The following is a 23,485-nucleotide window of genomic DNA, read 5'->3' as shown; positions in this document are numbered from 1 at the left end:
ATAAAAACACCTATCCGATCAAATGATTTATGTGATTGAGGGTTTGCTCCACTTCAATCCGGGCCTCCTTAAGCGAATCGAGATAATCATCGGGAGCTTCCATTTCCAATGGACGACCATCATTCTCGTAACTTACACCCCCGTTACTTTGATAGATGGCGGCGTACATCAACGCCTGCCTAGCCATTCCTGCAAGCACAATTGCGCGCAGAAGTCCCGTAGCAGCTGGACCAATTTCGTGGATCTCAGATGCGCGCTGAGTCAGTGCCTCTGGAAGCTGAGCGTATCCACTTGCCTCATGAAGCAAGGGCCCATCCGGGCTGTCGAAATCTTTTGCGGCGACCCAGGCCTGTACAAGCCCCTCTCTGAACTTCTCGATAAGGGGCTGAAAAGCGATTGCAAACGCTTTAGTTCTGAGCACTCGATCTTTCTCAATTCGTTGTTCTTGTCCCGCCTGAATTCGAAGTGGAATCCAAATGGCAACACCGATGCCGGCGATGCTCCCGACTGCCTGTACCCATGCTGGAGCATCCTTTCCAAGATCGACGGGGCAAATAAGAAGAACAAATGTAAGCGCAATACCGATATAAAGCATCTGGACCAGCATATGCCTCACGATGCGCTCCAACCTAATCCTCTGAACGTCTTCCACTGAAAAAATCCTTATTTATTAGAAGGTTCTCAGAGTACCCGAACAACCTCAGGCCGAGGTCACTTAGATCGTCTGATCGAAACAACTAACCACGTTGGAGGTCGTGCATGACCAACGAAGATGTCGCGAATCTCGCTGGCAAAGACTGGCTCAACGTCGCAGAGGCAGCCCGCTACTGCGGCGTCTCCGAATCCCAGTTTCGAAAGGACGCAATTGCCTATGGCCTTGCCCCGCGACGCTTCATGGGCAAGCAACTCTATGAGAAGTCCGCTCTTTACGCGGCGATACACGGCGCACATCAATGGCAACAGTCAAGATCTACTGGCGAGGCGCAAGCGCCTACCTCCTCTGGCATCAGGGCGGCTTAGGTCACCGCATCTCCCTCGGCCGCCTCGGCCCTCATGAGGCTGAAGAAATACGAGCAGCGAAAGAAGCTGAGCTAACCCATGGCGTTCGCATCCTCGCTCGCCTGCCGCTGGTGAGCACCTACCTTGACTGGTACTTGGATTGGTACACGGCCGAGCATCCCACCACAGCAGGCAAAGCGCGCAGCGAAGTGAAGCGCTTCATCGCCAACTTCGGCCATCGCCCGTTCGACACGCTTCGTCCGATGGAGATGGAAGGTTAGAAACGCGATCGCCTGCTCACCGACAAGGCAGCCCCCGAAACTGTTGGCAAAGAGATCCGCAGGCTCCAGGTCGCGTTCCGAAGAGGAGTGAAATGGAAGGATCTCGATGTCAATCCGCTAGAAAGCGTGAACGCACCTCGTGGAGTCCGTAGTGTGGCAGTGCGCTTCTATGATCGTGTTGCCGTGCGGGAATTGTATCGCGCGAACCCTAGGCGCGCCGCCTTATGGCTTTTAATGGCGCATACAGGGCTACGTCGAGGGGAGGTGGCAAAACTGCGCAAGTCTTCCGTACGCGGAAATCGGCTTATTGTGGAGAGTGAGCCAGACGAAACCGGGAAAAGCCGGACAAAGTCAGGCAAATGGCGCGAGGTGCCGCTTAATCGCTATGCCAGATGGGCACTGCGTCACCTGTTTGACCCCGTAGTGGATGTACACAGAGACACCATTAGTGATTGGTTTTCAGCGGACGCCGTCAACGCAGGCATCGGCGGGAGCCTTCATAGATTGCGCCACACCTTTTGTGCCCATTTGGTTATCGCAGGCATCCCGCTGCGGCGGGTGCAGATCCTTGCTGGCTATTCTGATTATGCCACAACCGAAAAAATACTACGTTCACCTCACGCCGGAGGGGAATGCCTCGGCGGTGGACAAAATCAAATTTTAGCTAGCCAACCACTTGTGCGAATGCATCACTGCAGTTGAACATCACCTTATGGATTTGATTCAGGGGCATTCACCAAGGCGTGACCGATAAACTTCTCCCCCGGAAATAACTGCTCCGAAAAAGCCTTAAGCTTCTCCATCATTTCGGGCAGCGACTTATCACTTGCTGCTGCATGGCGCCTCATGCTTGAAGTCAAGTTCACAGCTGTCTCAAACATGTATTCCCCCAAAGACTCCCTGAGAATTGCTTCATTCACATAGACGTCCCGAAGGCGAAGCCTAGACATTTCAGGGTGCAATTCTCGAATCGCATGTTCGGCCCGAATCCTAATGGTGACTAGTACCTGGTCAAACCTCAGCTGCTCCGTGTGTAATTCAAGCAGGATATTTCTCTGCCGCGTCTTTAGAATAAAATCCAAGTCATCTATTTTTTGAACAAGTCCGAAGGACTCGATGGGCAAAACCGCCGCCATGTTGAATGCACAAAAGAGATCATTCGGATACTTTTCGAACTCAATCATGGTGGTCCGAATTTCGTTGTACTGAGCCAGGAGTACAAGTAGCGCACGATTGAGAGAGGCAATTTGCCGTGATCGCTCCGCATCCTCGTCCTTGGCCTGACCTAATCTATAAGCGAATTGTGCACCGAGGAAAGTGCTCAATAATGAGCCCAGCAATAGCCCGAGCTCTTTGTTCGAGATTGAACCATTATTCTGGAGAAAAAATATTACTACCAGGCTTGCCAACACCGCCAAGATATATGGCCAAGACTTAGATCCGAACCTGAACATATCACCTCGATATTCTGCGAGCCGAGTGCTGTGGCAGCTGTGGCAAACGCTTGTGGATATGTATCAACATCTGCCGGAGGCAATGCTTGAACGCGCAACTAAACCATTGATTCCTGGTGACCCCGGCCCGATTCGAACGGGCGACCTTCCCCTTAGGAGGGGGACGCTCTATCCAGCTGAGCTACGGGGCCAAGGGCGGCATTGTCGCATGTTCAGCCAGCTTGCCAAGCCGGCCGGGGGTGGGTGGAGCCTGCTAAAATCGGCGGCTACCCGTGTCGCTGCCGGCCTTGGCTGCCGCGCGACCGCCACTGCTTCCAGGAGATTCCATGTCCGCTGACCTGCTCAAGGCGCTCGACCTCGCTGCGTCCAATTCCGGCACTTACCTCGGCGAGGCGACCTGGTCGCAGGCCACCGGCGCCGGCGTGCTGCAGCCGCTCAATCCGACCACCAACGTGGTCATCGCCGATGTACAGGCGACCACGCCGGACGACTACGAGCTGATCGTGGCGCGCGCGCAGGCGGCCTTCAAGGTGTGGCGCACCACGCCGGCGCCGCGTCGCGGTGAGGCAGTGCGGCTGTGTGGCGAGGCGCTGCGCAAGCACAAGGATGCACTCGGTTCGCTGGTGGCCTTGGAAATGGGCAAGAGCAAGCCCGAAGGCGATGGCGAAGTGCAGGAGATGATCGACATCGCCGACTTTGCCGTGGGCCAGAGCCGCATGCTCTATGGCTACACCATGCATTCGGAGCGTCCCGGTCACCGCATGTATGAGCAGTACCAGCCGCTGGGGCTGGTGGGCATCATCAGCGCGTTCAACTTCCCGGTGGCGGTGTGGGCGTGGAATGCGTTCTTGGCGGCGATTTGCGGCGATATCTGCATCTGGAAGCCGTCCAACAAGACGCCGCTGACCGCGATTGCCACGATGAAGATCTGCAATGCGGCATTGAAAGACGCCGGTTTCCCGGACATCTTCTTCCTGATCAACGATGCCGGCATCACTCTGTCGGAAAAGCTGGTCGAAGACACCCGCATCCCGCTGATAAGCTTCACTGGCTCGACCCAGATCGGTCGTGTGGTGGCCGAGAAGGTTGCGCACCGCCTGGGCCGTTGCCTGCTGGAGCTGGGCGGCAACAACGCCATCATCCTGGACGACACCGCCGACCTGAAGCTGGCGATCCCCGGCATCGTGTTCGGCGCGGTCGGCACCGCCGGGCAGCGCTGCACCACCACGCGCCGTCTGATCGTGCATGCGTCCATCTACGACAACGTGCTGGCCACGCTGGTCAAGGCGTACAAGCAGCTCGACAGCAAGATCGGCGACCCCACCGACCCGGCAAACCTGATGGGCCCGCTCAACAGCCGCGGCGCGGTGGAGCAGTTCCTGGCCTCGATCGCCAAGGCCAAGGCCGCTGGCGGCACGGTGGAAGTAGGCGGCACCGCGATCGATCGCCCGGGCAACTTCGTGTTGCCAGCGATTGTCACCGGGCTGCAGAACAGCGACGCGGTGGTACAGCACGAGACCTTCGCACCCATCCTGTACGTGATGAAGTACAGCACGCTGGATGAGGCGATCGATCTGCAGAACGGCGTGCCGCAGGGCCTGTCGTCGTCAATCTTTACCCAGGACCTGAAAGCGGCCGAGAAGTTCCTGTCCGCTGCGGGCAGCGATTGCGGCATTGCCAACGTCAACATCGGCACCTCCGGTGCGGAGATCGGCGGCGCGTTCGGTGGCGAGAAGGAAACCGGCGGCGGTCGCGAGTCCGGCTCGGATGCGTGGAAGGTCTACATGCGTCGCCAGACCAACACCATCAATTACTCCGACTCGCTGCCGCTGGCACAGGGCATCAAGTTCGATCTGTAATCGATCACATCGCAGCGCGCCCGGCTATGGCCGGCGCGCTGCAGCTGTCACATGGCCACCCTCTGCTACGGGCGGCCTGCAATCGCGATAAAGAGAGAGCGGTACGCGCCACCCCGCAGCGGTTCGCCAAGGGCCGCTGACGTCTCGGCCGGGACCGGAGCCCATTCGGTAACGCCTCCCTGCCCCACGCAATCAGACAGTTCAGGCCCCTCTTCCCGGCCACTGATGGCCCGGCGATCGCGTTTCCGCCGCAGACGGCACGCCATTCGGTCGGCTGCTCTGGGATAATCTGCCCACGCCAGCCCTCTGCTGCCGCCAATCTCTAGGAGTTCATGATGAACGTTGTCGTTCGACAGACCAGCGCCATGGCGATCGTCAGCCTGGTCGCAGGCATTCTCGGCTGGACGCTGATCCCGTTTCTCGGCAGCGTGTGCGCCATCATCACCGGCCACCTGGCGCGCGCAGAAATCCGCCGCAACCCGCAGGGGCTGGAAGGCGACGGCTTGGCGATCGGCGGGCTGATCCTCGGTTGGCTGGCAGCGGCCATGTGGCTAATCGGCATTGCAATCTTCGTCCTGTTCTTTGGCGGCATGGCCTGGCTTGCGGCCGCAAACAGTTGAGCATGGCCGCGCCCTCCTCGGCCCAGCGTTTCAACGACCGCGTGGCGGCCTATGTGCGCTACCGGCCCAGTTATCCGCCGCAGTTGCTGCGCTGGCTGCATGACGAACTTGGCATCACCCCAGCGACCGCGGTGGCCGATATCGGCGCCGGCACCGGCATTTCCAGCCGGCTATTCCTGGAAGCCGGCTATGCGGTCACGGCAGTGGAGCCGAATCCGGCCATGCGTGAGGCCGCGCAGCAATGGCTGGCGGGTTTCCCCAAGTTTCAGGCCATCGATGGCACGGCCGAAGCCACCGGGCTGGCCGATGCCAGCATGGGTCTGGTGTCTGCCGCGCAGGCCTTCCACTGGTTCGACACCCAAGCCATCCGTGCCGAATGGGCGCGCGTGCTGCGGCCCGACGGGCTGGCGGTGATCTACTGGAACTCGCGCGAGCTGGATACCACCGCCTTCTTGCGCGGCTATGAGCAACTATTGCTGGACTACGGCACCGACTACTCGGCAGTGGCAGAGCGCTACCAGGACGATGCGACCATGCAGGCCTGGTTTGGTGATGGGTTCCGTGCGATGGCGCGCTTTCCCAATGTGCAGCGACTGGATTTCGACGCACTGCGCGGCCGCCTGTTGTCGTCTTCGTACGCGCCGCTCGCACACGACCCACGCCATGCGCCGATGCTCGCCGCGCTGCGCACGCTGTTCGACGCGCACGCACAGGACGGGCAGATCGACTTCCAATACCAGACCCGCGTGTTCGCAGGAAAATTGAACTGACCCCATGTATTCGCTTGCCCGCCCCCTGCTGTTCACCCTCGATGCCGAGCGCGCGCATGCGCTGGCGCTGCGCTCCATCGACATCGCCTACCGCACCGGCACCACGTCGCTGCTGGCCAAGCAACCGGTCCCGCTGCCGACGCCGGCATTCGGGCTGATGTTTCCCAACCCGGTCGGCCTTGGCGCCGGCCTGGACAAGAACGGCGAACACATCGATGCACTGCTGGCGCTGGGCTTCGGCTTCGTCGAGATCGGCACGGTGACCCCGCGGCCACAGGAAGGCAATCCCAAGCCGCGCATGTTCCGGTTGCCGGAATATCAGGCGGTGATCAACCGCATGGGCTTCAACAATCTGGGCGTGGATGCGCTGGTGGCCAATGTGCAGCGTGCGCGCCGACGCGGCGGGCTGCTCGGCATCAACATCGGCAAGAACAAGGACACGCCCAACGAGGACGCGACCAGCGACTATCGCTATTGCATGGAGCGCGTGTATCCGCTGGCCGACTACATCACCGTCAACATTTCCTCGCCCAATACCGCCGGCTTGCGCGAGCTGCAAGAAGAACAGGCGCTGCGTCGGCTGATTTCCGATCTGCGCGAAACCCAGGAAGCGTTGGCTGCGCAACATGGCAAGCGCGTGCCGATGCTGGTGAAGGTGGCGCCGGATCTCAACGACCGCGACATCGATGCCGCCGCACGCGTGTTGGCCGACCTGGCCGTAGATGGCGTGATCGCCACCAACACCACGGTGACGCGCACCTTGATCGCCAATCATCCGCTGGCTGGCGAGGCCGGCGGGTTGTCCGGCGCGCCGTTGCTGGGGCAATCCACCCTGGTGCTACGACGCTTGCGCGCACGCCTGCCCGAGTCGATTCCGTTGATCGGCGTGGGTGGCATCAATTCTGGCGCCGATGCGTTAGCCAAAATGGCGGCCGGTGCGAGCCTGGTGCAGTGCTATAGCGGCCTGGTGTATCGCGGTCCGCCGTTGATCGGCGAGTGCGTCGATGCCATCCGTCGTCGCCGCGAAGCGCCCAGCGGTGGCGCGGTTTCACCGCTATGAGCGATGCAGTGCAGACCGGCTGGAGCTTGAGCGCGCATGCGCCGCTGCGTGCGCTCAACACGTTTCATGTCGAGGCAACGGCACGCTGGTTGCTGAGCATCCACACGCCCGAGGCACTGCCGCAGGCGCTGGCCGCGCCGGAGATCGCCGAGCTTCCATTGCTGGTGCTGGGCAGCGGCAGCAATGTGCTGTTGGCCGGCGACCCGCAAGGTTATGTGCTGTGTTTCGAAAACCGCGACATCGCCATCATCGCGCACCATGCCGACCACGCTATCGTGCGCGCCGGGGCCGGTGTGAACTGGCATGCGTTGGTGCTGTATTCGTTGCAGCAAGGCTTGTCGGGTCTGGAAAACCTGGCGTTGATCCCCGGCACTGTCGGCGCCAGCCCGATCCAAAATATCGGTGCCTACGGCGCGCAGGTGGGCGACTTCATCCACGTGGTGGAAGCGTTCGATCGGCTTAGCCAGCAGTTTGTGCGGATGACCGCGGCCGAGTGTGCATTCGCCTACCGCGACAGCGTGTTCAAGCAGCAGCCAGAGCGTTATCTGATTGTGGCGGTGGAATTCAATCTGCCGTTGCTGCATGAGCTACGCCTGGATTACGCAGGCATTCGCGAAGAATTGGCCAGCATGGGTGCCGAGCTGGCAGGCGCGGCCGACGTGGCGCAGGCGGTCATCAACATCCGTCGACGCAAGCTGCCGGACCCCGATGTGCTGGGCAATGCCGGCAGTTTTTTCAAGAACCCATTGTTGCCCAGCGAACAGATCGCCGCGTTGCAGGCCACCTTCGCCGACATGCCGGTGTATCCCGGCGAGCAGCCAGGCCAGGGCAAATTATCGGCTGCATGGTTGATCGAGCAATGCGGCTGGAAGGGCCAGCGCGAAGGCGATGCCGGCGTGTCCCCCGACCACGCGTTGGTGCTGGTCAACTACGGCACTGCCAGCGGCGCGCAGTTGCTCGACTTTGCGCGGCGCATCGCCGAATCGGTACGCGAGCGTTACTCGGTGATCCTGGAACCGGAGCCGCGCATCATCGGAGCGCATTGGTGACTGCTGCATCGGCGCCCGTGCGCGCCGCCGTCTGGATGCTGATCAGCACACTCGCGTTCGGCCTGATGGCCATCACCATCCGGCTGGCATCGAAGAATATCGCCACTACCGAGATTGCATTCTTCCGCAATGCATTCGGGTTGCTGGCATTGCTGCCGTTGCTCATCGGCCCCGGCAAGACGCTGCCGCGTACACGCCAGCTGCCGCAGTATCTGGCACGCACGTTGATTGGCCTGGCCTCGATGCTGTGCGGGTTCTGGGCCATCGGGCATCTGCCGCTATCGCAGGCGATTTCGCTGTCCTATTCCACGCCCTTGTTCGTCACCGTGCTGGCGGTGGTGTGGCTGCACGAGCAGGTGCGCATGCGACGCTGGCTGGCGGTGGCGGCCGGGTTCATCGGTGTGCTGGTGATTTTGCGCCCGGGCTCATCCACCTTCAGTCCGGGGCTGTTGATTGCATTGCTGGCGGCAGTGATCAGTGCCATCGTCGCGATCCAGATCAAGCAACTGTCGCGTAGCGACGACTCGGATACGGTGGTGTTCTACACCTATGTGTTCTGGGTGCCGATGTCGCTGATTCCGGCGCTATTCCAGTGGACGTTGCCGCACGGCATCGACTGGTTGTGGCTGGTGGCGACCGGCATCTTCGGCACTGTCGGGCAGTTGTTCTGGACGCGTGCGCTGAAGATGGGCGAAGTGTCCGCGCTGCAGCCGATCAGCTTCATGCAGCTACCGCTGGTGGCCTTGCTGGGCTGGTGGTTGTTTGGCGAGGCCATCGAGCGTCACACCTTGATCGGCGCGGCCATCATCATCGGTGCCAACGTCTACATCGCCCATCGCGAAGCGGTGCTGGCACGTCGTGCTGCCACGCATGCCCCGGTGGAGGGCGCAAAGCCGGGCGAGTGACGCGACAGCGATGGGGCATACGCGCGCAGTGCGCTTGGTCTCACCCGTCATCATGCGCACCACACTCAAGGCAGTGACGTCGCGGCACACGAGCAGGTCCCGGCGGCCATCTGGCACTGCTGTCACGCGACTGAGGCCGTATGCGACCATGCAGGCGAACCCGGTTGCACCCAGGAGACCGCTCGTGAAAACCATCGGGATGATCGGCGGCATGAGCTGGGAGTCCACCCTGCCCTACTACCGACATATCAATCAGGCCATTCGCCGCGAACGTGGCGGGCTGCATTCGGCCCGATTGTTGCTGTACAGCGTCGACTTCCACGACATCGAACGCCTGCAGCACGCCGGCGACTGGGAAGGCGCAGGACGCGAGATGGCGGCTGCCGCGCGTGCTCTGCATGCTGGCGGCGCGGACTTCATCGTGCTGTGCACCAACACCATGCACTGCGTTGCCGATGCGATCACCGCCGCAACGCCACTGCCGTTGTTGCACATCGCCGATGCCACCGCCGATGCTTTGCTCGCGGCAGGCATCACCCAGGTCGGCCTGCTCGGCACGCGCTTCACCATGGAGCAGCCGTTCTATCGTCAGCGTCTGGAAGCACGTGGACTGACAGTCGTCATACCGCCTGCCGATGCACGCGCGGAATTGCATCGGGTGATTTACGAGGAGCTGTGCCAGGGCGTGATCGATGCCGGGTCGCGCACGTATTTTCGTCAGGTCATGGCCGAACTCGACCGGCAAGGCGCGCAAGCGATCGTGCTTGGCTGCACCGAGATTTCATTGCTGGTGGATGCCGGCGATGCAGCGCGGCCGCTGTTCGATACCACCGTGCTGCATGCCGAAGCAGCGGCGTTGGCAAGCCTGCGCGCTTGATGCGTTACCACGGGTGCAGGCACCGCGCGTTTACCGAAGACAGCATACGTGCCATCCAATACAAGCATGCAAGCTGGACTCTCTTGGCGCGCTAGCATTGCTACCTGCACTTGTACTGCTGCCCACACGCATGCGCTATCACCCGCTACAGGATGTCACGCCTTGAAGACCCAGCCATCCACAGGCATTGCACCGAAGCCGCATCTGAAACGCGGCGACTACAAGACGCTGGCCTTGTCTGCGCTGGGCGGTGCGCTGGAGCTGTACGACTTCATCATTTTCATCTTTTTTGCCGCGGTGCTGGGCGAATTGTTCTTCCCTCCCGGCATCCCGGAGTGGATGCGGCAGCTGCAGACCTTCGGCATCTTTGCCGCCGGTTACCTGGTGCGTCCGCTCGGCGGCATGGTGATGGCCCATTTCGGCGACCTGCTCGGTCGCAAACGGATGTTCGGCCTGAGCCTGCTGCTGATGGCGCTGCCAACGCTGTGCATCGGCCTGTTGCCGACCTACGCGCAGATCGGCATCGCTGCGCCGCTGCTGCTGCTGGGCGCGCGCCTGTTGCAGGGTGCCGCAATCGGCGGTGAGGTGCCCAGCGCCTGGGTGTTCGTCGCCGAGCATGTCCCCGCGCACCGCACCGGACTCGCCTGCGGCACCCTGACCGCCGGCCTGGCCGGTGGCGTATTGCTCGGCTCACTGGGCGCCGGCACCCTCAACCGCCACTTCAGCCCTGCCGAGATCGCCGACTATGCCTGGCGGCTGCCGTTCCTGGCGGGCGGCGTATTCGGGCTGGTATCGGTCTACTTGCGGCGCTGGCTGCACGAGACGCCGGTGTTCGCAGAACTGGTCGCCATGCGTGCGCTGGCGCGCGAAACCCCGCTCAAGCTGGTGCTGCGCGATCATCGGCCTGGCGTGCTGCTGTCGTTGGCATTGACCTGGATGGTGGCCGGCGGCGTGCTGGTGGTGTCGTTGATGACACCTGGCCTGTTGCAGAGCAGTTACCACTACACGGCGGCAGTGGCGCTGCAGGCCAATAGTCTGGCGATCGTGCTGCAGGCTGCGGGGTCGGTGGTGGCCGGTGCGTTGGCCGACCGTTACGGCAATGGGCGCGTACTGCTCATCGGCAGCGTCCTGCTGGGCGTTTCGGCATGGTTGTTCTACCGCCTGGCCGGCGATCCACAGCTGGTGTTTCCGTTGTATGCGCTACTGGGCGCCGCACTGGGCGTGCTTGGGGTGATCCCGCGCATCATGGTTGGGGTGTTCCCGCCGGAAGTGCGCCTGTCCGGCGTGTCGTTCGCCTACAACCTGGGCTATGCCGTATTTGGTGGGCTGACACCGCTGCTGGTGGTGATGCTGGCCAAGCAACATCCCATGGGACCAGGCTATTACATGGTGTTACTGGCAGTGATCGGCACGACGGTTGGACTGCAGCTTTGGCGCCGGGACCATGCCGGCCATCCGTCTGCGTAGAGCGGCATCTGACAGAACGAGCAATCGTTGACCGGGGCGGCCAGCGCGGAGCAACCGAATACAACGTGCACATGCCGCACCGAACATCAGCCGCGCATGCCTGCCGATTGCGCAGTCTCCCGGTTACCCTCGCTTAGCCCGACACGACCGGACGACGCCAATGCGGCCGCCGTGCGCCGCGGAACATCACCAGATACAGCCCCACCACCCATACCAACGCCGCCGACCAACCGCCGAGGATGTCGGAGGGGTAATGCACGCCTAGATAGATGCGCGAAATGCCCACCAACGCGGCGAACAGACTGGCGGCGATGGTCACCGGCCAACGCCAGCGCGTGCGCCATGCCAGCGCGATGACCACTGCGGCGAGCGTCATCGAGCCCATCGCGTGGCCAGCTGGGAAAACTGAACGTGCTTTCCGGCGCGATCGACTCCCACAAACTGGGCCGATCGCGTTGAAAGAACTGCTTGGCGCCCATGTTCAACAACGCCGAACCAGCAAATCCCAGTGCCGCAAAGGTGCCCTCGCGCCAGCGCCGCAGCGCCAACAACACCACAACGATCGCGATATCGATCGGGATCACGCCGTACTGGTAGCCCACCTTGGAAATCACGCCGAAAAACGCATCAAGCCCGGGCGTTGCGATGCTGCGCATGCTCCACAGCAAGGGTTCGTCGAAATAGAAGTTTTCCAGCTCATGCACTTCATCGGCCAGGTCTACGAACAAACCCAGCGGCAGCAGGACCCCGGCAAACAACAGCGCCATGCGCCATGCATTGTTGCGCAGCCAGACGCTGAAACCGGCCGGCGATTCAGCCGGCGCGGCGGACATACGTGCGTTCGACGTACTGATCGATCAGATCGATGAATTCATACGCGATGTTTTCACCACGCAAGGTGACGCTTTTTTCGCCATCGATGAACACCGGCGCCGACGGCGCTTCGCCCGTGCCCGGCAACGAGATGCCGATATTGGCGTGGCGCGATTCGCCCGGGCCGTTGACCACGCAGCCCATCACCGCCAGGGTCATGTTCTCGGCGCCGGGGTTGGAAATCTTCCACTCCGGCATCTTGGCGCGCACATGGTTCTGCACCACGCCGGCCAACTCCTGGAAGAACTCGGAGGTGGTACGGCCGCAGCCCGGGCACGCAGTGACCATCGGGGTGAAGGCGCGTTGGCCGGTGGTCTGCAGCAGTTCCTGTGCGACCACCACTTCCTGGGTGCGCGACTGGCCCGGCTCGGGCGTCAACGAAATGCGGATGGTGTCGCCGATGCCTTCCTGCAGCAGCACGCTCAACGCCGCGGCCGAGGCCACGATGCCCTTGCTGCCGATGCCGGCCTCGGTCAGGCCCAGGTGCAGCGCGAAATCGCAGCGCGTCGCCATGTCGCGATACACCGCAATCAGCTCCTGCACGCCGGACACCTTGGCCGACAAGATAATGCGCTCGCGCGACAAGCCCAGCTCCACCGCACGCTCGGCCGAATCCACCGCAGACCGGATCAGCGCCTCACGCAATACGCGGCTGGCGTCCCACGGCGTCTCACGCTTGGAATTTTCGTCCATCAGCTGCGCGGCCAGCGACTGGTCCAGCGAGCCCCAGTTGGCGCCGATGCGCACTGGCTTGTCGTATTTGATTGCGAATTCGATCAGCTGCGCGAATTGCAGATCCTTCTTCTTGCCGAACCCGACGTTGCCTGGATTGATGCGGTACTTGGCCAACGCTTCGGCACAGGCCGGCTCGGCAGCGAGCAGCTGGTGGCCGTTGTAATGGAAGTCGCCGATCAGCGGCACTTCGATCCCCATCATGCGCAGCTTGTCGACGATGCGCGGGATGGCGGCGGCGGACTCGGCGTTGTTGACGGTCAGACGCACCATCTCCGAGCCGGCGCGCCACAGTTCGGACACCTGTTTGACGCTACCGGCGATGTCGGCGGTATCGGTGTTGGTCATCGACTGGACGACCACCGGGTGGCCGCCGCCCACGATCACGCTGCCGATCTTGACGGCCTGGGTGATGCGGCGCGGCCAGGCGGTGGCGTCGGCGGGAGGGGTTGGGCGGGTCACGGCGTCGTACATGGCGCTATTTTAGCCTGTCCGTCGTCCGCTCACAGCTGAAGCGTCGTGCGGGCCGCCATCCCGGCCGATGCGACGGTTTGTCGCAGGCCATCACGTCCCTGAGCGCATAGCATTGCCCAGATGAACAGCTCCGACGCTTCCTTCCTGCGGACCCTGTGTAGCCTGCGCTGGCTCGCCACCGCCGGCCAGGCCGCCACCATCCTGGTCGCCTCCGGCCTGATGGGCTTGCACCTGCCGCAACAACCGCTGTGGGCCGGCGTCGCAGCGCTGGCGGTGTTCAACCTGTATGCGCAGCTGCGCGTGGCGCATCGCGGCGCGGTGAGCCCGGCCACCGAGTTCGGCCACATCCTGGTCGATGTGACGGTGCTGACCTGGATGGTGGGCTGGAGCGGCGGCATCGCCAACCCGTTCGGCTCGCTGTTCCTGGTGCTGATCGCGCTGGCCGCACTGGCCCTGCCGCTGAGCTGGGCGATGGCCGTGGCAGCGTCGTGCGTGACCGGCTATGTGGTCAGCGCCGCGTTCGGCCTGCCGCTGCCGTACGGCAGCTTCGACCCGCTCAGTCTGCACATGTGGGGCATGGCGGCCAACTTCCTGCTGTCCACGGTGGTGGTGCTGGCCTTCGCCACCCGGCTGGCATTGTCGATGCGCGAGCGCGAGCGCGAAATCTCCACCCTGCGCGAGCGCTTCGCCCGTAATGAGGGCATCGTCGCGCTGGCCACGCATGCGGCGTCGGTGGCGCACGAACTCAACACGCCGCTGGCCACGATGACCCTGCTGGTCGACGACATTGCCGACCAGTGCGATCAGAACGAACTGCGCGAAGATCTGGACACCTTGCGCGAGCTGCTGGTGCAATGCCACGAGCGCGTATTGGCGCTGGCCGCGCCGGCCGACAACGGCCATTTGAGCCGCGAAGTGGCAGTGAAGGATGTGCTGGAGCAATGGCGGCTGGTGCGCCCCACCATCGAACTGCGGCGCAACGACGACGCACCGATGCGGCTGATGCTGCAGCCCGGCGTCAGCCATCTGCTGATGGTGCTGCTCAACAACGCCGCCGATGCCGGCGAACGCGCCGGACGCCCGCAGATCGATCTGACCTTGCGGGTGGAACACGACCATCTCAGTGGCGAAGTCCGCGATTACGGGCCTGGCTTCGACACCGCGCAAGCCATGTTGCCGGGTACCTTGTTCAACAGCGGCAAGCACGATGGCATGGGCGTCGGTCTGGCGCTGTCGCACGCCACCGTCGAGCGTTTGCAGGGCGAGTTGTGGATGCTGCCCGCCGAAGGCAGCGGCGCCCGCGTCGGTTTCCGCCTGCCGCTTTCCGAACACGAGGCCTTGGCATGACAAGCACTCCGATCCGCACCGGTCTGTTGATCGACGACGACACCTTGTACCTGCGCACCTTGCAACGCAGCCTGGCGCGGCGCGGCGTGGAAACCCTGACCGCCACCGATGCGGCAAGCGCGCTATCGATCGCGCGCAGCGCGTTGCCGGATTTTGCGCTGGTCGATCTCAAGCTCGGCCACGATTCCGGCCTGAGCCTGATCCAGCCGCTGCGCGAGATCCGCGCCGACATGCGCATCCTGCTGGTGACCGGCTACGCCAGCATCGCCACCGCAGTGGAAGCGATCAAACTCGGCGCCGACGACTACCTGCCCAAGCCGGCCAATATCCCCACCATCATGCGGGCGCTGGGCGAAGAAGACGACGACCTGCCCGAGCCGAACGAAGAAGAAACCGCGCAGGAAATGATGACCCCGCTCAGCCGCCTGCAGTGGGAACACATCCAACAGGCGCTGCACGAAACCGGCGGCAACGTCTCCGCTGCCGCACGCTTGCTGGGCATGCATCGGCGCTCGCTGCAGCGCAAGCTGACCAAGCGGCCCAGCCCTGGACCATTACGCTGACCGGGCGCTGATGCCGCCCGGGCAAAGCGCATCCAGTCGCCGCGACCATTGCGTCAGCGCTGCCTGGCACCGAACACGCTGGCCCTGCGCGAGGTTGCACGGATGCCGTCGGGGCCTTGAATCAGCGTGCGACCCCAGCTGCTAAGCCGCGTCGGGTCCCAGCCCAGCACGATATCCAGCGATTGCGTGCTGCTGTCGTTGCCCGACCACGACCAGCCCATGTAGCCGACGTTGTACTCGCGCGCACGGCGCATGATCGCCGCTTCATCGACCTGCGCGCCGCGATGGTCGGCGCCGAATTCGCCGACCACCAAGGCCAGTCCATTGCTGCGAAACGCACGCAGATAGCTGTCCACGGTCGCATCGTTAGCGAACACTTCGTACATGTGCACGCTGAAGACCAGATTGCGGCGGCTGTCGAGCGCCAGCAACGCCGCAGCGTTGTCGCGCATGTAGAACTGCCAGTCCTGGCCCCAGTTGGGGGCATCCACCATCAACGCGTGGGTGAGGCCGGCATTGCGCAGCGTGGCGATCGCACGCGCATGGCCGGTGACCCATTCGCTGGCACTGAGGCGGTTGCCGAACGGTTCGTTGCCGATATTGAGGATGACGTAGTTCTCCTGCCCCACCAGCGCGCCACGCACGCTGGTCCAGTAGTTGGCGGCATCGGCCAGGGTGCCTGCCGCGCCGTCTTCGCCGTAGCCGGTGGTGTCGTGCACTTCCAGGACGGCGATCAGGCCCAGTGCCTTACAGCGCGCGATGATGCGCGCCACCTCCGCCTCCGGCGTGCGGTTCCAGCGGTGGCCGCTGCTGAGCACCACGCGCACGCTGTTGGCACCGGTGGCGGCAATCTGCGCCAGCGCCGCATCGGTGCGATCGGCAAACCAGGCATGCGGCAGGTTGATACCACGCAAGACCAGCGTGTTGCCGTTGGTCTCTCGCAACTGTGTACCGGACACGGACAGGCCGGCGTGCGCGGCCGAAGCCAGCGCAAGACCGGCGACCAGCAGCACCAGGCGCTGCGCCAGACGATTAAAGATCTTCATGATCGGCTCCAGGAGTGGGTAGCGCGGGCGCGCCGACACGCACTCGCATGCCCGGCCCACGTGCGCCCAACCGTGCCGGTGGCCGGCGGGCGCGATCTGCGGCTGGTTCACAGATCCGAAAAAATTGCGGGATGCAGACCGAGCGCGCAGACCAGGCACCAGCCCGCTGGTAACGTTAACTTCCGTGTGTTCAAGCGCGTTGCGGTGTCGGCATGACGACGCGCCCAGCCTGACAGCGCAACGCACTGGCGGTGCGCGGCAGTGCGCACTCGCGTGCTGCAGCGCGAAAACCGGATCTGCCGCGTGAGCAGCAACAACACCGCGCGCGCTCCATCCGCCGCGCTGCAGCATGCCGTTGCGCTGCTGGCAGCTGAATAAGCCAGCACGGTCGCGTCAAGTGGATACGGCCGAGGCCGATAGAGCCACATGCAATCCGTACCCACCTCCGATACTGAAGCGACCTCCATGTCCGACGAAGCCACCCGTCTGGCCGTTCTACGCGGCCTGTGCCTGCTGGATTCGCCGCCGGACCCGATGTTCGAAACCATTGCCGCGATGGCAGCGCGCAGCCTGGGCGCGGAGATCGCGCTGGTGTCGCTGGTGGACGAACATCGCCAGTGGTTCAAGGCGCGTGTCGGTCTGGATGCACCGGAAACTCCGCGCGACCAGGCGTTTTGCGCGCATGCGATCCGCTCGGACGAGGTAATGGTGGTACCGGATGCGCACCTGGATCCGCGTTTCTGCGACAACCCGCTGGTGCTGGGCCCGCCCTTCATCCGCTTCTACGCAGGCGCGCCGTTGCGGCTGCGCGATGGTCACCGCATCGGCACCCTGTGCGTGATCGGCACCAGCCCGCGCGAAGGTCTGGATGCGGACGCCTTGACGCATCTGCAGGACCTGCGCGATCTGGCCGTGCTGCGGGTGGAAAACCTACGCAGCACCACCTATCGCGACGGGTCGACCGGGCTGCCGAATCGTTCGCGCTTTGGCGAAGATCTGGATGCCTGGCTGTTGCAGCGCGATACCGCATCGACCACCACTGCGGTGGCGGTGGACATCTGCGGCAGCGACTATTTCCGCGACATGGTCAAGGCGCTGGGCTGGGACTACGCCGACGGGTATGTCGCGCTGGCGCAGCGTCGCCTGGCCGCGTATCTGCCTGCCACCACGGTGCTGTACCGGCTGGACCCGACCACCTTCGGCTTCCTCACCCAGGCCGAAAGCCAACGCCTGTCCAGCCTGTGCAACAAGGTGTCCAAGGCGTTTGCCGAGCCGCTGGATCACCAGGGCATCCCGCATACCGCAGTAGCCTCGATCGGCGCGGTGTCGCTGCAGACCAGCTACGGCGCGGCCGACACCATCCGCTCGCTGACCACTGCGGTGGACGTGTCGCGCGAGCGCTGCTTGGCGTGGAGCATGTACGAGCGCAAGCACGACGTGGCACAGCGCAACACCTTTCGCCTGCTTGCCGCCCTGCCCGCCGCGCTGGACAGCGCCAGCCAGCTGCGCCTGCACTACCAGCCGCGCGTGGACTTGAACGATCACCGCTGTGTGGCGGTGGAAGCGCTGCTGCGCTGGCAGCACCCGATGATCGGCCCGGTGATGCCATCGGACTTCATACCGATGGCCGAAAAGACCGCGCTGATCAACCGCATCACTGCATGGGTCATCGATAACGGCATCGCCCAGGCCGCGCGCTGGCAGCAGCAGGGCCTGGACTTCAACCTGGCCTTGAATGTGTCGGCGGCCGATCTGGACCGTCCCGGCTTTGCCGGCATGCTGCGACGCGGGCTGGAACGTCACAAGCTCGACCCGCGCCGGCTGGAAATCGAATTCACCGAAAGCGCGATGATCCGCCACCCCGATCATCTGGCCGAACAGCTGGCCGATGTGGCCGCGTTGGGCGTGCACATCGCCATCGACGATTTCGGCACCGGCTACAGCAATTTCAGCTATCTCAAGCAGCTGCCGGCCAGCTCGCTGAAGATCGATCAATCCTTCATCCGCTCGCTGCCGGACAACCGCACCGACCGCACCTTGGTGCCGGCGATGATCCAGCTCGGCCACAGCCTGGGCCAGCGTGTGGTGGCCGAAGGCATCGAGTCGGCCGAGGCGTATGCGCAGTTGCGCGCATGGGGCTGCGACGAAGGCCAGGGTTACTGGATCGCCAAGCCAATGCCGGCCGCCGCACTGGAAACCTGGCTGCAGACACCGTGGCACGCGCAATTCAACGCGCCGGCAACGTTGCTTGCAGCAAGCCTGGCTGCGGCGCGGGTGTAAGCACGCGCACCCGATGCCTGCGCCATCGCGCGCTGCCGCTCCGCAGCCGCTCGCCATGCCAGCAATGTAACTGTCACTGGTTGCTACGCCAGCGACGAACGCTGTAACGCAACGCGGCGCGACACCGAAGTGTCGCGCCGTGTTGTTTTTCAGCCCTGGAGCAGCCGACAGACGATGCGTCGGCAACTCCAAACAACTTCCTGACTTACCAGAACACCGTGTACAGCACGATCAGGATCGCGATCACGCCGGCTGCGCCGATCTTGAAGCCCAGCGTGGTGCCGTAGGCCACATCGTCGGTACGGATCAGGTCACGTGCCTGGGTGGGTGCGGTCATCAGCGACACCACCACCGCCAGCACCAGTGCGGCCAGGAACACCACGCCGATGCGGTCCATGAACGGCAGTTCCGGCCAGGCGAATTTCAGCGCGAACGACAGCACCACCGAGCCGATCGCTGCGGTCAACGCGCCTGCTTCGTTGGCGCGCTTCCAGAACAGGCCGAGCATGAAGATCACCACCACGCCCGGCGTAAAGAAGCCGGTGAATTCCTGGATGAACTGAAAGCCCTGATCGAAGTTGCCCAGCAACGGACGCGCGGTGAGGATGCCGATCAGCACCGACACTGCGGCCACGATCCGGCCCACGCGCACCAGCTGCTTCTGCTCGGTCTGCGGGCGGAACTTGGCGTAGAAATCCAGGGTAAAGATGGTCGCCACCGAATTAATCTTCGATGCCAGCGACGCCACGATCGCCGCGACCAACGCCGCAAACACCAGACCCAGGATGCCGGTCGGCAGCAACTGCATCATGGTCGGATAGGCCTGATCGGGCTTGGCCAGATCCGGCGCCAGCACCACCGCGGCAATGCCCGGCACCACGATCACCAGCGGCATTAGCAGCTTCAAAAACGCCGCAAACACCATGCCCTTCTGCGCTTCGCCGATGTTCTTGGCGGCCAGCGCGCGCTGGATGATGTACTGGTTGAAGCCCCAGTAGCTGATGTTCATCACCCACAGCCCGCCGAGCAGCACGCTCAGGCCCGGCAGATCCTTGTAGAACGGGTTGTCCTTGGTCAGGATCATGTGGAAGTGCTCGGGGTGCGCGGCCCACAACTGCTTGAAGCCAGCCAGCACGCCGGCGCCATCGCCGATCCGCGCCAGCGTCAGCCCGGCCACCAGCAGCCCGCCCAGCACCAGCAGGGTGACCTGCACGATATCGGTCAGGGCAACCGCCTTCAGCCCGCCATACAGCTGATAGACCAGCGCAAACACGCCGATCAGCGTCAGCGCCAGGGTCTGGTCCATGCCGGTGACCTGGCTGACGGCGATCGACCCCAGCCACAGGATCGAGGTGAGATTGACGAACACGTACAGCAGCAGCCAGAACACCGCCATCAGCGTGCGTATCCACTTGCCGTAACGCTGCTCCAGGAACTGCGGCATGGTGTAGATGCCGTTGCGCAGGAAGATCGGCAGGAAGAACTTGCCGACGATCAGCAGCGTCAACGCCGCCATCCATTCGTAGGACGCAATCGCCAAGCCGATCGCATAGCCGGAGCCGGCCATGCCGATGATCTGTTCGGCAGAAATATTCGCGGCAATCAGCGAAGCGCCGATCGCCCACCACGGCAACGACTTGCTGGCCAGGAAGTAATCCTCGGCGCTCTTGCTGTGGCCTGCCTTCTCGCGCGACACCCACTGCGCGAGCACGAAGATGCCGGTCAGGTAGACCAGCACAATCACGATATCCAACGTCGCCAAACCCACTGCACTCTCCTGTCTGGCTCTGGGGTATGCGCCGACGATCAGGCAGGGCTGCAGAATGCCGCCGCCGCGCACCAGGTGCGCAATGGCAGCGCGGCGAACCGCGTCTGCAGGCCATCCCGGCCGATCGACAACACCGCCCCCGCGGCGGCTGATGGCACCACCGCGATCGGTGGCCGCTTTGAGACGTCGCCGGAAGCGGCGACGCACCTGTTTCGCTTGACCTGCACCGTGCCCGGAAGCGTGCCTCCGGGCATGGGGATTACTTGACCGCGCAGTCCACCGCGACGTCGGCTTCGTTGAGCGCGCCCAGCGCGATCTTCGACACCGCCAGATCCAGTGCCGCACCGCTTTCGATGCTGGCGACCTGGGTCAGTTTGGTGACGTCGGCACCTGCCTTGGCAAAGCACTTGAGCGGGATTCCGACCACTTTCCACTGGCCTTGCGGCAGTGCGGCCAGGGTCTTCTGCGCATCGACGCGACCGCCGCACTTGTCGCCGCAGCCCACGCCCAGCCACACCGGCGCGGTCACTGCGCTGTCGCGGCGCACGGTCAGCTGCAGCTGCACATCGCCGTTGCTCTCACGCGAGACATTCACCGGCTTGCCGGACACCAGCAGCACGCTGGCGGTCTTGGCACCGGACCACACCAAACGCCGCGCGTCTTCCTGCGCCTTGTGGTCGACCGCGCTCATCTTCAGGCTGCCGTCGGACAGGCCCACCGGCAGCGTGGTCGCCGGCATGTTGGCCTGGCCCGCGTTGGACAGCTGCATCGCAATGCCGAGCGCCGGCTTGCCGCGGACGAAGTACACCCCGCCCACCGACTGCTCGCCGGACACGCCGGAGTCTTCCGGCAGTGCGGCCAGGTCGCCCTTGTCGGCATAGGTCAGGCCGAAACCGAACTTGAACTGCGGGTCGTAATCCTTCTGGCCCACGTTGTTGGCGAACTGCACTGCGGTCTTGGGCCAGGAGAAGCTCAGCTTGCCCTTGAAATCGTTCTGCACCGTGCCATCGGCCTTGCGCAGCAGCACGTCAGCCAGGCCCTCGCCTTCCGAACCCGGCAGCCACGCAGCGACGAATGCATCGGCCACGTTGATGTACTGGTTCATCCACAGCGGACGGCCGCTCAGGAACACCGCCACCACCGGAATGCCTTCGGCCTTGAACTTCTTCAGCAAGGCCAGCTCGCTGTCGTCGCCCGGCTTGTACAGCAACGTGGCGATGTCGCCCTGGAATTCGGCGTACGGGTTTTCGCCGAACACCACCACCGCCACATCCGGCTTGGTCTTGTAGGCGCCATCCACGGCCAGCTCGGCGGTGCCGCCGGCGGCCTTGATCTGCTTGTCCAGACCTTCCCAGATGGTGTTGCCGTTGGGGTAGTCGCTGCGCTTGGTGCCGGTGCCCTGCCAGTTCAGCGTCCAACCACCGGACTGCTTGCCCATGTCGTTGGCGCCATCGCCGACCACCAGCACACGCTTCTTCGGATCCAGCGGCAGGATGCCGGCCTGGTTCTTCAGCAGCACCAGCGACTCGCGCACCGCCTGACGGGCGATGGCGCGATGTTCCGGCGCGCCCAGCAATTCGTACTTGCCGCCGAGCGGGCGCTTGGACGGCTTGCCGGCTTCGAATAGGCCCAGGCGCAGCTTGACGCGCAGGATGCGACGCACCGCATCGTCCAGGCGCTCGGCCGAAATCTGGCCGGACTTCACTGCCGCCAGTTCGGTGTCGTAGATGCCCTTCCAGCTGTCGGCAGCCATCGCCATGTCGACACCGGCAATGAACGAGGCCGGGCAGTTGTCGTTGGTGCAGCCCTTGACCTGGCCCTGGCCGTTCCAGTCGCCAACCACGAAGCCACCGAAGTTCATGCGGCCCTTCAGCACGTCGGTCAGCATGACCTTGTTGCCGTGCATCTTTTCGCCGTTGAAGCTGTTGAACGAGGCCATCACTGTCTGCGCGCCGGCCGCAATCGCCGGCGGATAACCGGCGGCGTGGATGTCGCGCATGGTGGCTTCGGACACCTTGGTGTCGCCCTGATCCTTGCCGTCGGTGGTGCCGCCGTCGCCGACGAAGTGCTTCACCGACGAAATCACGTGGCTGCCGTCCAGAAACTGCGGGGTGCCCGGAATGCCCTGCACGCCTTCGACCATCTTGCCGGCGAAGCTGGCCACCACATCCGGTGACTCGGAATAGCCTTCGTAACTGCGGCCCCAGCGGTCGTCCTGCGGTACCGCGACGGTGGGCGCGAAGGTCCACTCCATGCCGGTGACGCGGGTTTCGGCGGCGGTCACTTCGCCAATCTTCTTGATCAGCTCCGGGTTGCGCGTGGCCCCTAAGCCGATGTTGTGCGGGAACAGCGTGGCGCCGACGATGTTGCTCTGGCCGTGCACCGCATCGATCCCGAAGATGATCGGAATCGCGTTGCCGCCCTTGGAGGTGTCCATCGACGCCTCATAAAAGGCGTCGGCCAGCTTCAGCCACTCGGCCGGGCTGGCATTGTACTTACCGCCGGGATCGGAGTTGCCGCCGGCCAGCACCGAGCCGAGGCGGTACTTGCGCACATCGTCCGGGGTCAGGCTGGCGATGTCGCCCTGGATGGTCTGGGCGACCTTCTCTTCCACGCTCATCTTGGCCATCACGTCGGTGACGCGCTGCTCCAGCGCCGCATCCTGAGCAAACGGCCACTTCGGCGACGGCCACTGGTCCGGATGGATGGTGGTAGACGCTTCGGCAGGCGCTGCGGCCGGCGCGGTCTTGCTGGCCTCGGCGGTGGCGTCCTTGCCTTGGCAGGCAGCCAGCATCAGCACCGCCGCAGCGGTAGCCAGAGAGAGGGCGCGGCGCGCGACGGGCGCGGTGGTACGGCGAAGCAGCATGTCCAAGATCCGGGTCTCCAGGGTGGTTCTCCCACGGCGATGCGTTGCGCCGCAGGCCATTAGGCGGCGTACGCTTGCGTGATTCCCCTACCCTGTCAACCACGCTCGCCCGTATGCCGAATGACGGCCAACTTATTGGCCGGGGCTATAGCCTTGGAATACCGACAGCACCTGTCAAACCACGGAAAATCGCCA

General features: G+C 63.6%; 19 protein-coding genes, 1 tRNA gene and 1 pseudogene. 13 read left to right on the top strand and 8 right to left on the bottom strand.

Going from position 1 to position 23,485, the window contains the following annotated elements:
• Positions 1-10: 10 nt before the first annotated feature.
• On the bottom strand, positions 11-652 hold the full coding sequence (locus ACZZ0O_RS15600; RefSeq protein ID WP_463591205.1) for a hypothetical protein: 642 nt from the start codon (positions 650-652) through the stop codon (positions 11-13).
• A 301-nt stretch (positions 653-953) separates the two neighbouring features.
• On the opposite strand from ACZZ0O_RS15600, the gene ACZZ0O_RS15595 reads away from it, so the two are divergent.
• Both ACZZ0O_RS15595 and ACZZ0O_RS15590 read left to right on the top strand, forming a co-directional pair.
• Positions 954-1,280 (top strand): hypothetical protein, encoded by a 327-nt coding sequence (locus ACZZ0O_RS15595; protein WP_463591204.1) that lies wholly within the window; start codon positions 954-956, stop codon positions 1,278-1,280.
• Positions 1,281-1,514: 234 nt separating this feature from the next.
• Complete coding sequence (locus tag ACZZ0O_RS15590; protein ID WP_463592466.1) at positions 1,515-1,982, top strand: tyrosine-type recombinase/integrase; 468 nt, start codon at positions 1,515-1,517, stop codon at positions 1,980-1,982.
• Between the two features lie 8 nt (positions 1,983-1,990).
• Here ACZZ0O_RS15590 and ACZZ0O_RS15585 read toward each other — a convergent pair whose 3' ends face one another.
• Complete coding sequence (locus ACZZ0O_RS15585; RefSeq protein WP_463591203.1) at positions 1,991-2,698, bottom strand: hypothetical protein; 708 nt, start codon at positions 2,696-2,698, stop codon at positions 1,991-1,993.
• 150 nt (positions 2,699-2,848) lie between these two features.
• Positions 2,849-2,925: transfer RNA gene (locus ACZZ0O_RS15580), tRNA-Arg, on the bottom strand.
• Positions 2,926-3,060: 135 nt separating this feature from the next.
• On the opposite strand from ACZZ0O_RS15580, the gene amaB reads away from it, so the two are divergent.
• The 8 genes from amaB to ACZZ0O_RS15540 all read left to right on the top strand — a co-directional run bounded on the left by amaB (position 3,061) and on the right by ACZZ0O_RS15540 (position 11,341).
• The gene (amaB, locus tag ACZZ0O_RS15575; protein WP_463591202.1) at positions 3,061-4,593 is read left to right on the top strand and encodes an L-piperidine-6-carboxylate dehydrogenase; all 1,533 of its coding nucleotides are present in this window, start codon (positions 3,061-3,063) and stop codon (positions 4,591-4,593) included.
• Between the two features lie 335 nt (positions 4,594-4,928).
• Positions 4,929-5,213, top strand: coding sequence for a DUF4190 domain-containing protein (locus ACZZ0O_RS15570; RefSeq protein ID WP_055854845.1), 285 nt, complete (start codon positions 4,929-4,931; stop codon positions 5,211-5,213).
• A 2-nt stretch (positions 5,214-5,215) separates the two neighbouring features.
• The gene (locus ACZZ0O_RS15565; RefSeq protein WP_055854842.1) at positions 5,216-5,983 is read left to right on the top strand and encodes a class I SAM-dependent methyltransferase; all 768 of its coding nucleotides are present in this window, start codon (positions 5,216-5,218) and stop codon (positions 5,981-5,983) included.
• Between the two features lie 4 nt (positions 5,984-5,987).
• On the top strand, positions 5,988-7,043 hold the full coding sequence (locus tag ACZZ0O_RS15560) for a quinone-dependent dihydroorotate dehydrogenase (RefSeq protein ID WP_463591201.1): 1,056 nt from the start codon (positions 5,988-5,990) through the stop codon (positions 7,041-7,043).
• Positions 7,040-8,092 (top strand): UDP-N-acetylmuramate dehydrogenase, encoded by a 1,053-nt coding sequence (gene murB, locus ACZZ0O_RS15555; protein WP_463591200.1) that lies wholly within the window; start codon positions 7,040-7,042, stop codon positions 8,090-8,092. Before ACZZ0O_RS15560 ends, murB begins: the two co-directional genes overlap by 4 nt.
• The gene (locus ACZZ0O_RS15550; protein WP_055854833.1) at positions 8,086-8,997 is read left to right on the top strand and encodes a DMT family transporter; all 912 of its coding nucleotides are present in this window, start codon (positions 8,086-8,088) and stop codon (positions 8,995-8,997) included. The genes murB and ACZZ0O_RS15550 overlap by 7 nt, the downstream gene beginning before the upstream one ends.
• Before the next feature lie 199 nt (positions 8,998-9,196).
• Positions 9,197-9,874 (top strand): aspartate/glutamate racemase family protein, encoded by a 678-nt coding sequence (locus tag ACZZ0O_RS15545; RefSeq protein ID WP_463592465.1) that lies wholly within the window; start codon positions 9,197-9,199, stop codon positions 9,872-9,874.
• Between the two features lie 162 nt (positions 9,875-10,036).
• Positions 10,037-11,341, top strand: a complete 1,305-nt coding sequence (locus ACZZ0O_RS15540; RefSeq protein WP_463591199.1) for an MFS transporter — start codon at positions 10,037-10,039, stop codon at positions 11,339-11,341.
• 133 nt (positions 11,342-11,474) lie between these two features.
• Here the strand turns inward: ACZZ0O_RS15540 and ACZZ0O_RS15535 are convergent.
• Both ACZZ0O_RS15535 and ispG read right to left on the bottom strand, forming a co-directional pair.
• A pseudogene (locus ACZZ0O_RS15535) lies at positions 11,475-12,174 on the bottom strand (phosphatase PAP2 family protein).
• A complete protein-coding gene (gene ispG, locus ACZZ0O_RS15530) occupies positions 12,155-13,420 on the bottom strand; it encodes a flavodoxin-dependent (E)-4-hydroxy-3-methylbut-2-enyl-diphosphate synthase (protein ID WP_115511909.1) in 1,266 nt (421 codons plus the stop codon). The pseudogene ACZZ0O_RS15535 and the gene ispG overlap by 20 nt, the downstream one beginning before the upstream one ends.
• 120 nt (positions 13,421-13,540) lie before the next feature.
• On the opposite strand from ispG, the gene ACZZ0O_RS15525 reads away from it, so the two are divergent.
• Entirely contained in the window at positions 13,541-14,767 is a 1,227-nt protein-coding gene (locus ACZZ0O_RS15525; RefSeq protein WP_055854820.1) for an ATP-binding protein, read from the top strand.
• Positions 14,764-15,330 (top strand): response regulator transcription factor, encoded by a 567-nt coding sequence (locus ACZZ0O_RS15520; protein WP_055854817.1) that lies wholly within the window; start codon positions 14,764-14,766, stop codon positions 15,328-15,330. The genes ACZZ0O_RS15525 and ACZZ0O_RS15520 overlap by 4 nt, the downstream gene beginning before the upstream one ends.
• 53 nt (positions 15,331-15,383) lie before the next feature.
• Here ACZZ0O_RS15520 and ACZZ0O_RS15515 read toward each other — a convergent pair whose 3' ends face one another.
• The gene (locus ACZZ0O_RS15515; RefSeq protein ID WP_323523416.1) at positions 15,384-16,376 is read right to left on the bottom strand and encodes a glycoside hydrolase family 5 protein; all 993 of its coding nucleotides are present in this window, start codon (positions 16,374-16,376) and stop codon (positions 15,384-15,386) included.
• A gap of 426 nt (positions 16,377-16,802) precedes the next feature.
• Here ACZZ0O_RS15515 and ACZZ0O_RS15510 point away from each other — a divergent pair, with 426 nt between their 5' ends.
• Complete coding sequence (locus tag ACZZ0O_RS15510) at positions 16,803-18,656, top strand: putative bifunctional diguanylate cyclase/phosphodiesterase (protein ID WP_463591198.1); 1,854 nt, start codon at positions 16,803-16,805, stop codon at positions 18,654-18,656.
• A gap of 205 nt (positions 18,657-18,861) precedes the next feature.
• Here ACZZ0O_RS15510 and ACZZ0O_RS15505 read toward each other — a convergent pair whose 3' ends face one another.
• Together ACZZ0O_RS15505 and ACZZ0O_RS15500 are read right to left on the bottom strand one after the other, a co-directional pair.
• A complete protein-coding gene (locus ACZZ0O_RS15505; protein WP_055854870.1) occupies positions 18,862-20,424 on the bottom strand; it encodes a sodium/sugar symporter in 1,563 nt (520 codons plus the stop codon).
• 259 nt (positions 20,425-20,683) lie between these two features.
• A complete protein-coding gene (locus ACZZ0O_RS15500; protein WP_463591197.1) occupies positions 20,684-23,296 on the bottom strand; it encodes a glycoside hydrolase family 3 protein in 2,613 nt (870 codons plus the stop codon).
• Positions 23,297-23,485 lie beyond the last annotated feature (189 nt).

Source organism: Xanthomonas sp. AC360 (genome assembly GCF_979258225.1).
This window is presented reverse-complemented; position numbering and strand designations above follow the sequence as displayed.

Coding starts and splice junctions, on each gene's coding strand:
- ACZZ0O_RS15595 (WP_463591204.1), top strand. CDS start 954: ATGGCAACAGTCAAGATCTACTGGCGAGGCGCAAGCGCCTACCTCCTC.
- ACZZ0O_RS15590 (WP_463592466.1), top strand. CDS start 1,515: ATGGCGCATACAGGGCTACGTCGAGGGGAGGTGGCAAAACTGCGCAAG.
- amaB (WP_463591202.1), top strand. CDS start 3,061: ATGTCCGCTGACCTGCTCAAGGCGCTCGACCTCGCTGCGTCCAATTCC.
- ACZZ0O_RS15570 (WP_055854845.1), top strand. CDS start 4,929: ATGAACGTTGTCGTTCGACAGACCAGCGCCATGGCGATCGTCAGCCTG.
- ACZZ0O_RS15565 (WP_055854842.1), top strand. CDS start 5,216: ATGGCCGCGCCCTCCTCGGCCCAGCGTTTCAACGACCGCGTGGCGGCC.
- ACZZ0O_RS15560 (WP_463591201.1), top strand. CDS start 5,988: ATGTATTCGCTTGCCCGCCCCCTGCTGTTCACCCTCGATGCCGAGCGC.
- murB (WP_463591200.1), top strand. CDS start 7,040: ATGAGCGATGCAGTGCAGACCGGCTGGAGCTTGAGCGCGCATGCGCCG.
- ACZZ0O_RS15545 (WP_463592465.1), top strand. CDS start 9,197: ATGATCGGCGGCATGAGCTGGGAGTCCACCCTGCCCTACTACCGACAT.
- ispG (WP_115511909.1), bottom strand. CDS start 13,420: ATGTACGACGCCGTGACCCGCCCAACCCCTCCCGCCGACGCCACCGCC.
- ACZZ0O_RS15525 (WP_055854820.1), top strand. CDS start 13,541: ATGAACAGCTCCGACGCTTCCTTCCTGCGGACCCTGTGTAGCCTGCGC.
- ACZZ0O_RS15520 (WP_055854817.1), top strand. CDS start 14,764: ATGACAAGCACTCCGATCCGCACCGGTCTGTTGATCGACGACGACACC.
- ACZZ0O_RS15515 (WP_323523416.1), bottom strand. CDS start 16,376: ATGAAGATCTTTAATCGTCTGGCGCAGCGCCTGGTGCTGCTGGTCGCC.
- ACZZ0O_RS15510 (WP_463591198.1), top strand. CDS start 16,803: ATGCAATCCGTACCCACCTCCGATACTGAAGCGACCTCCATGTCCGAC.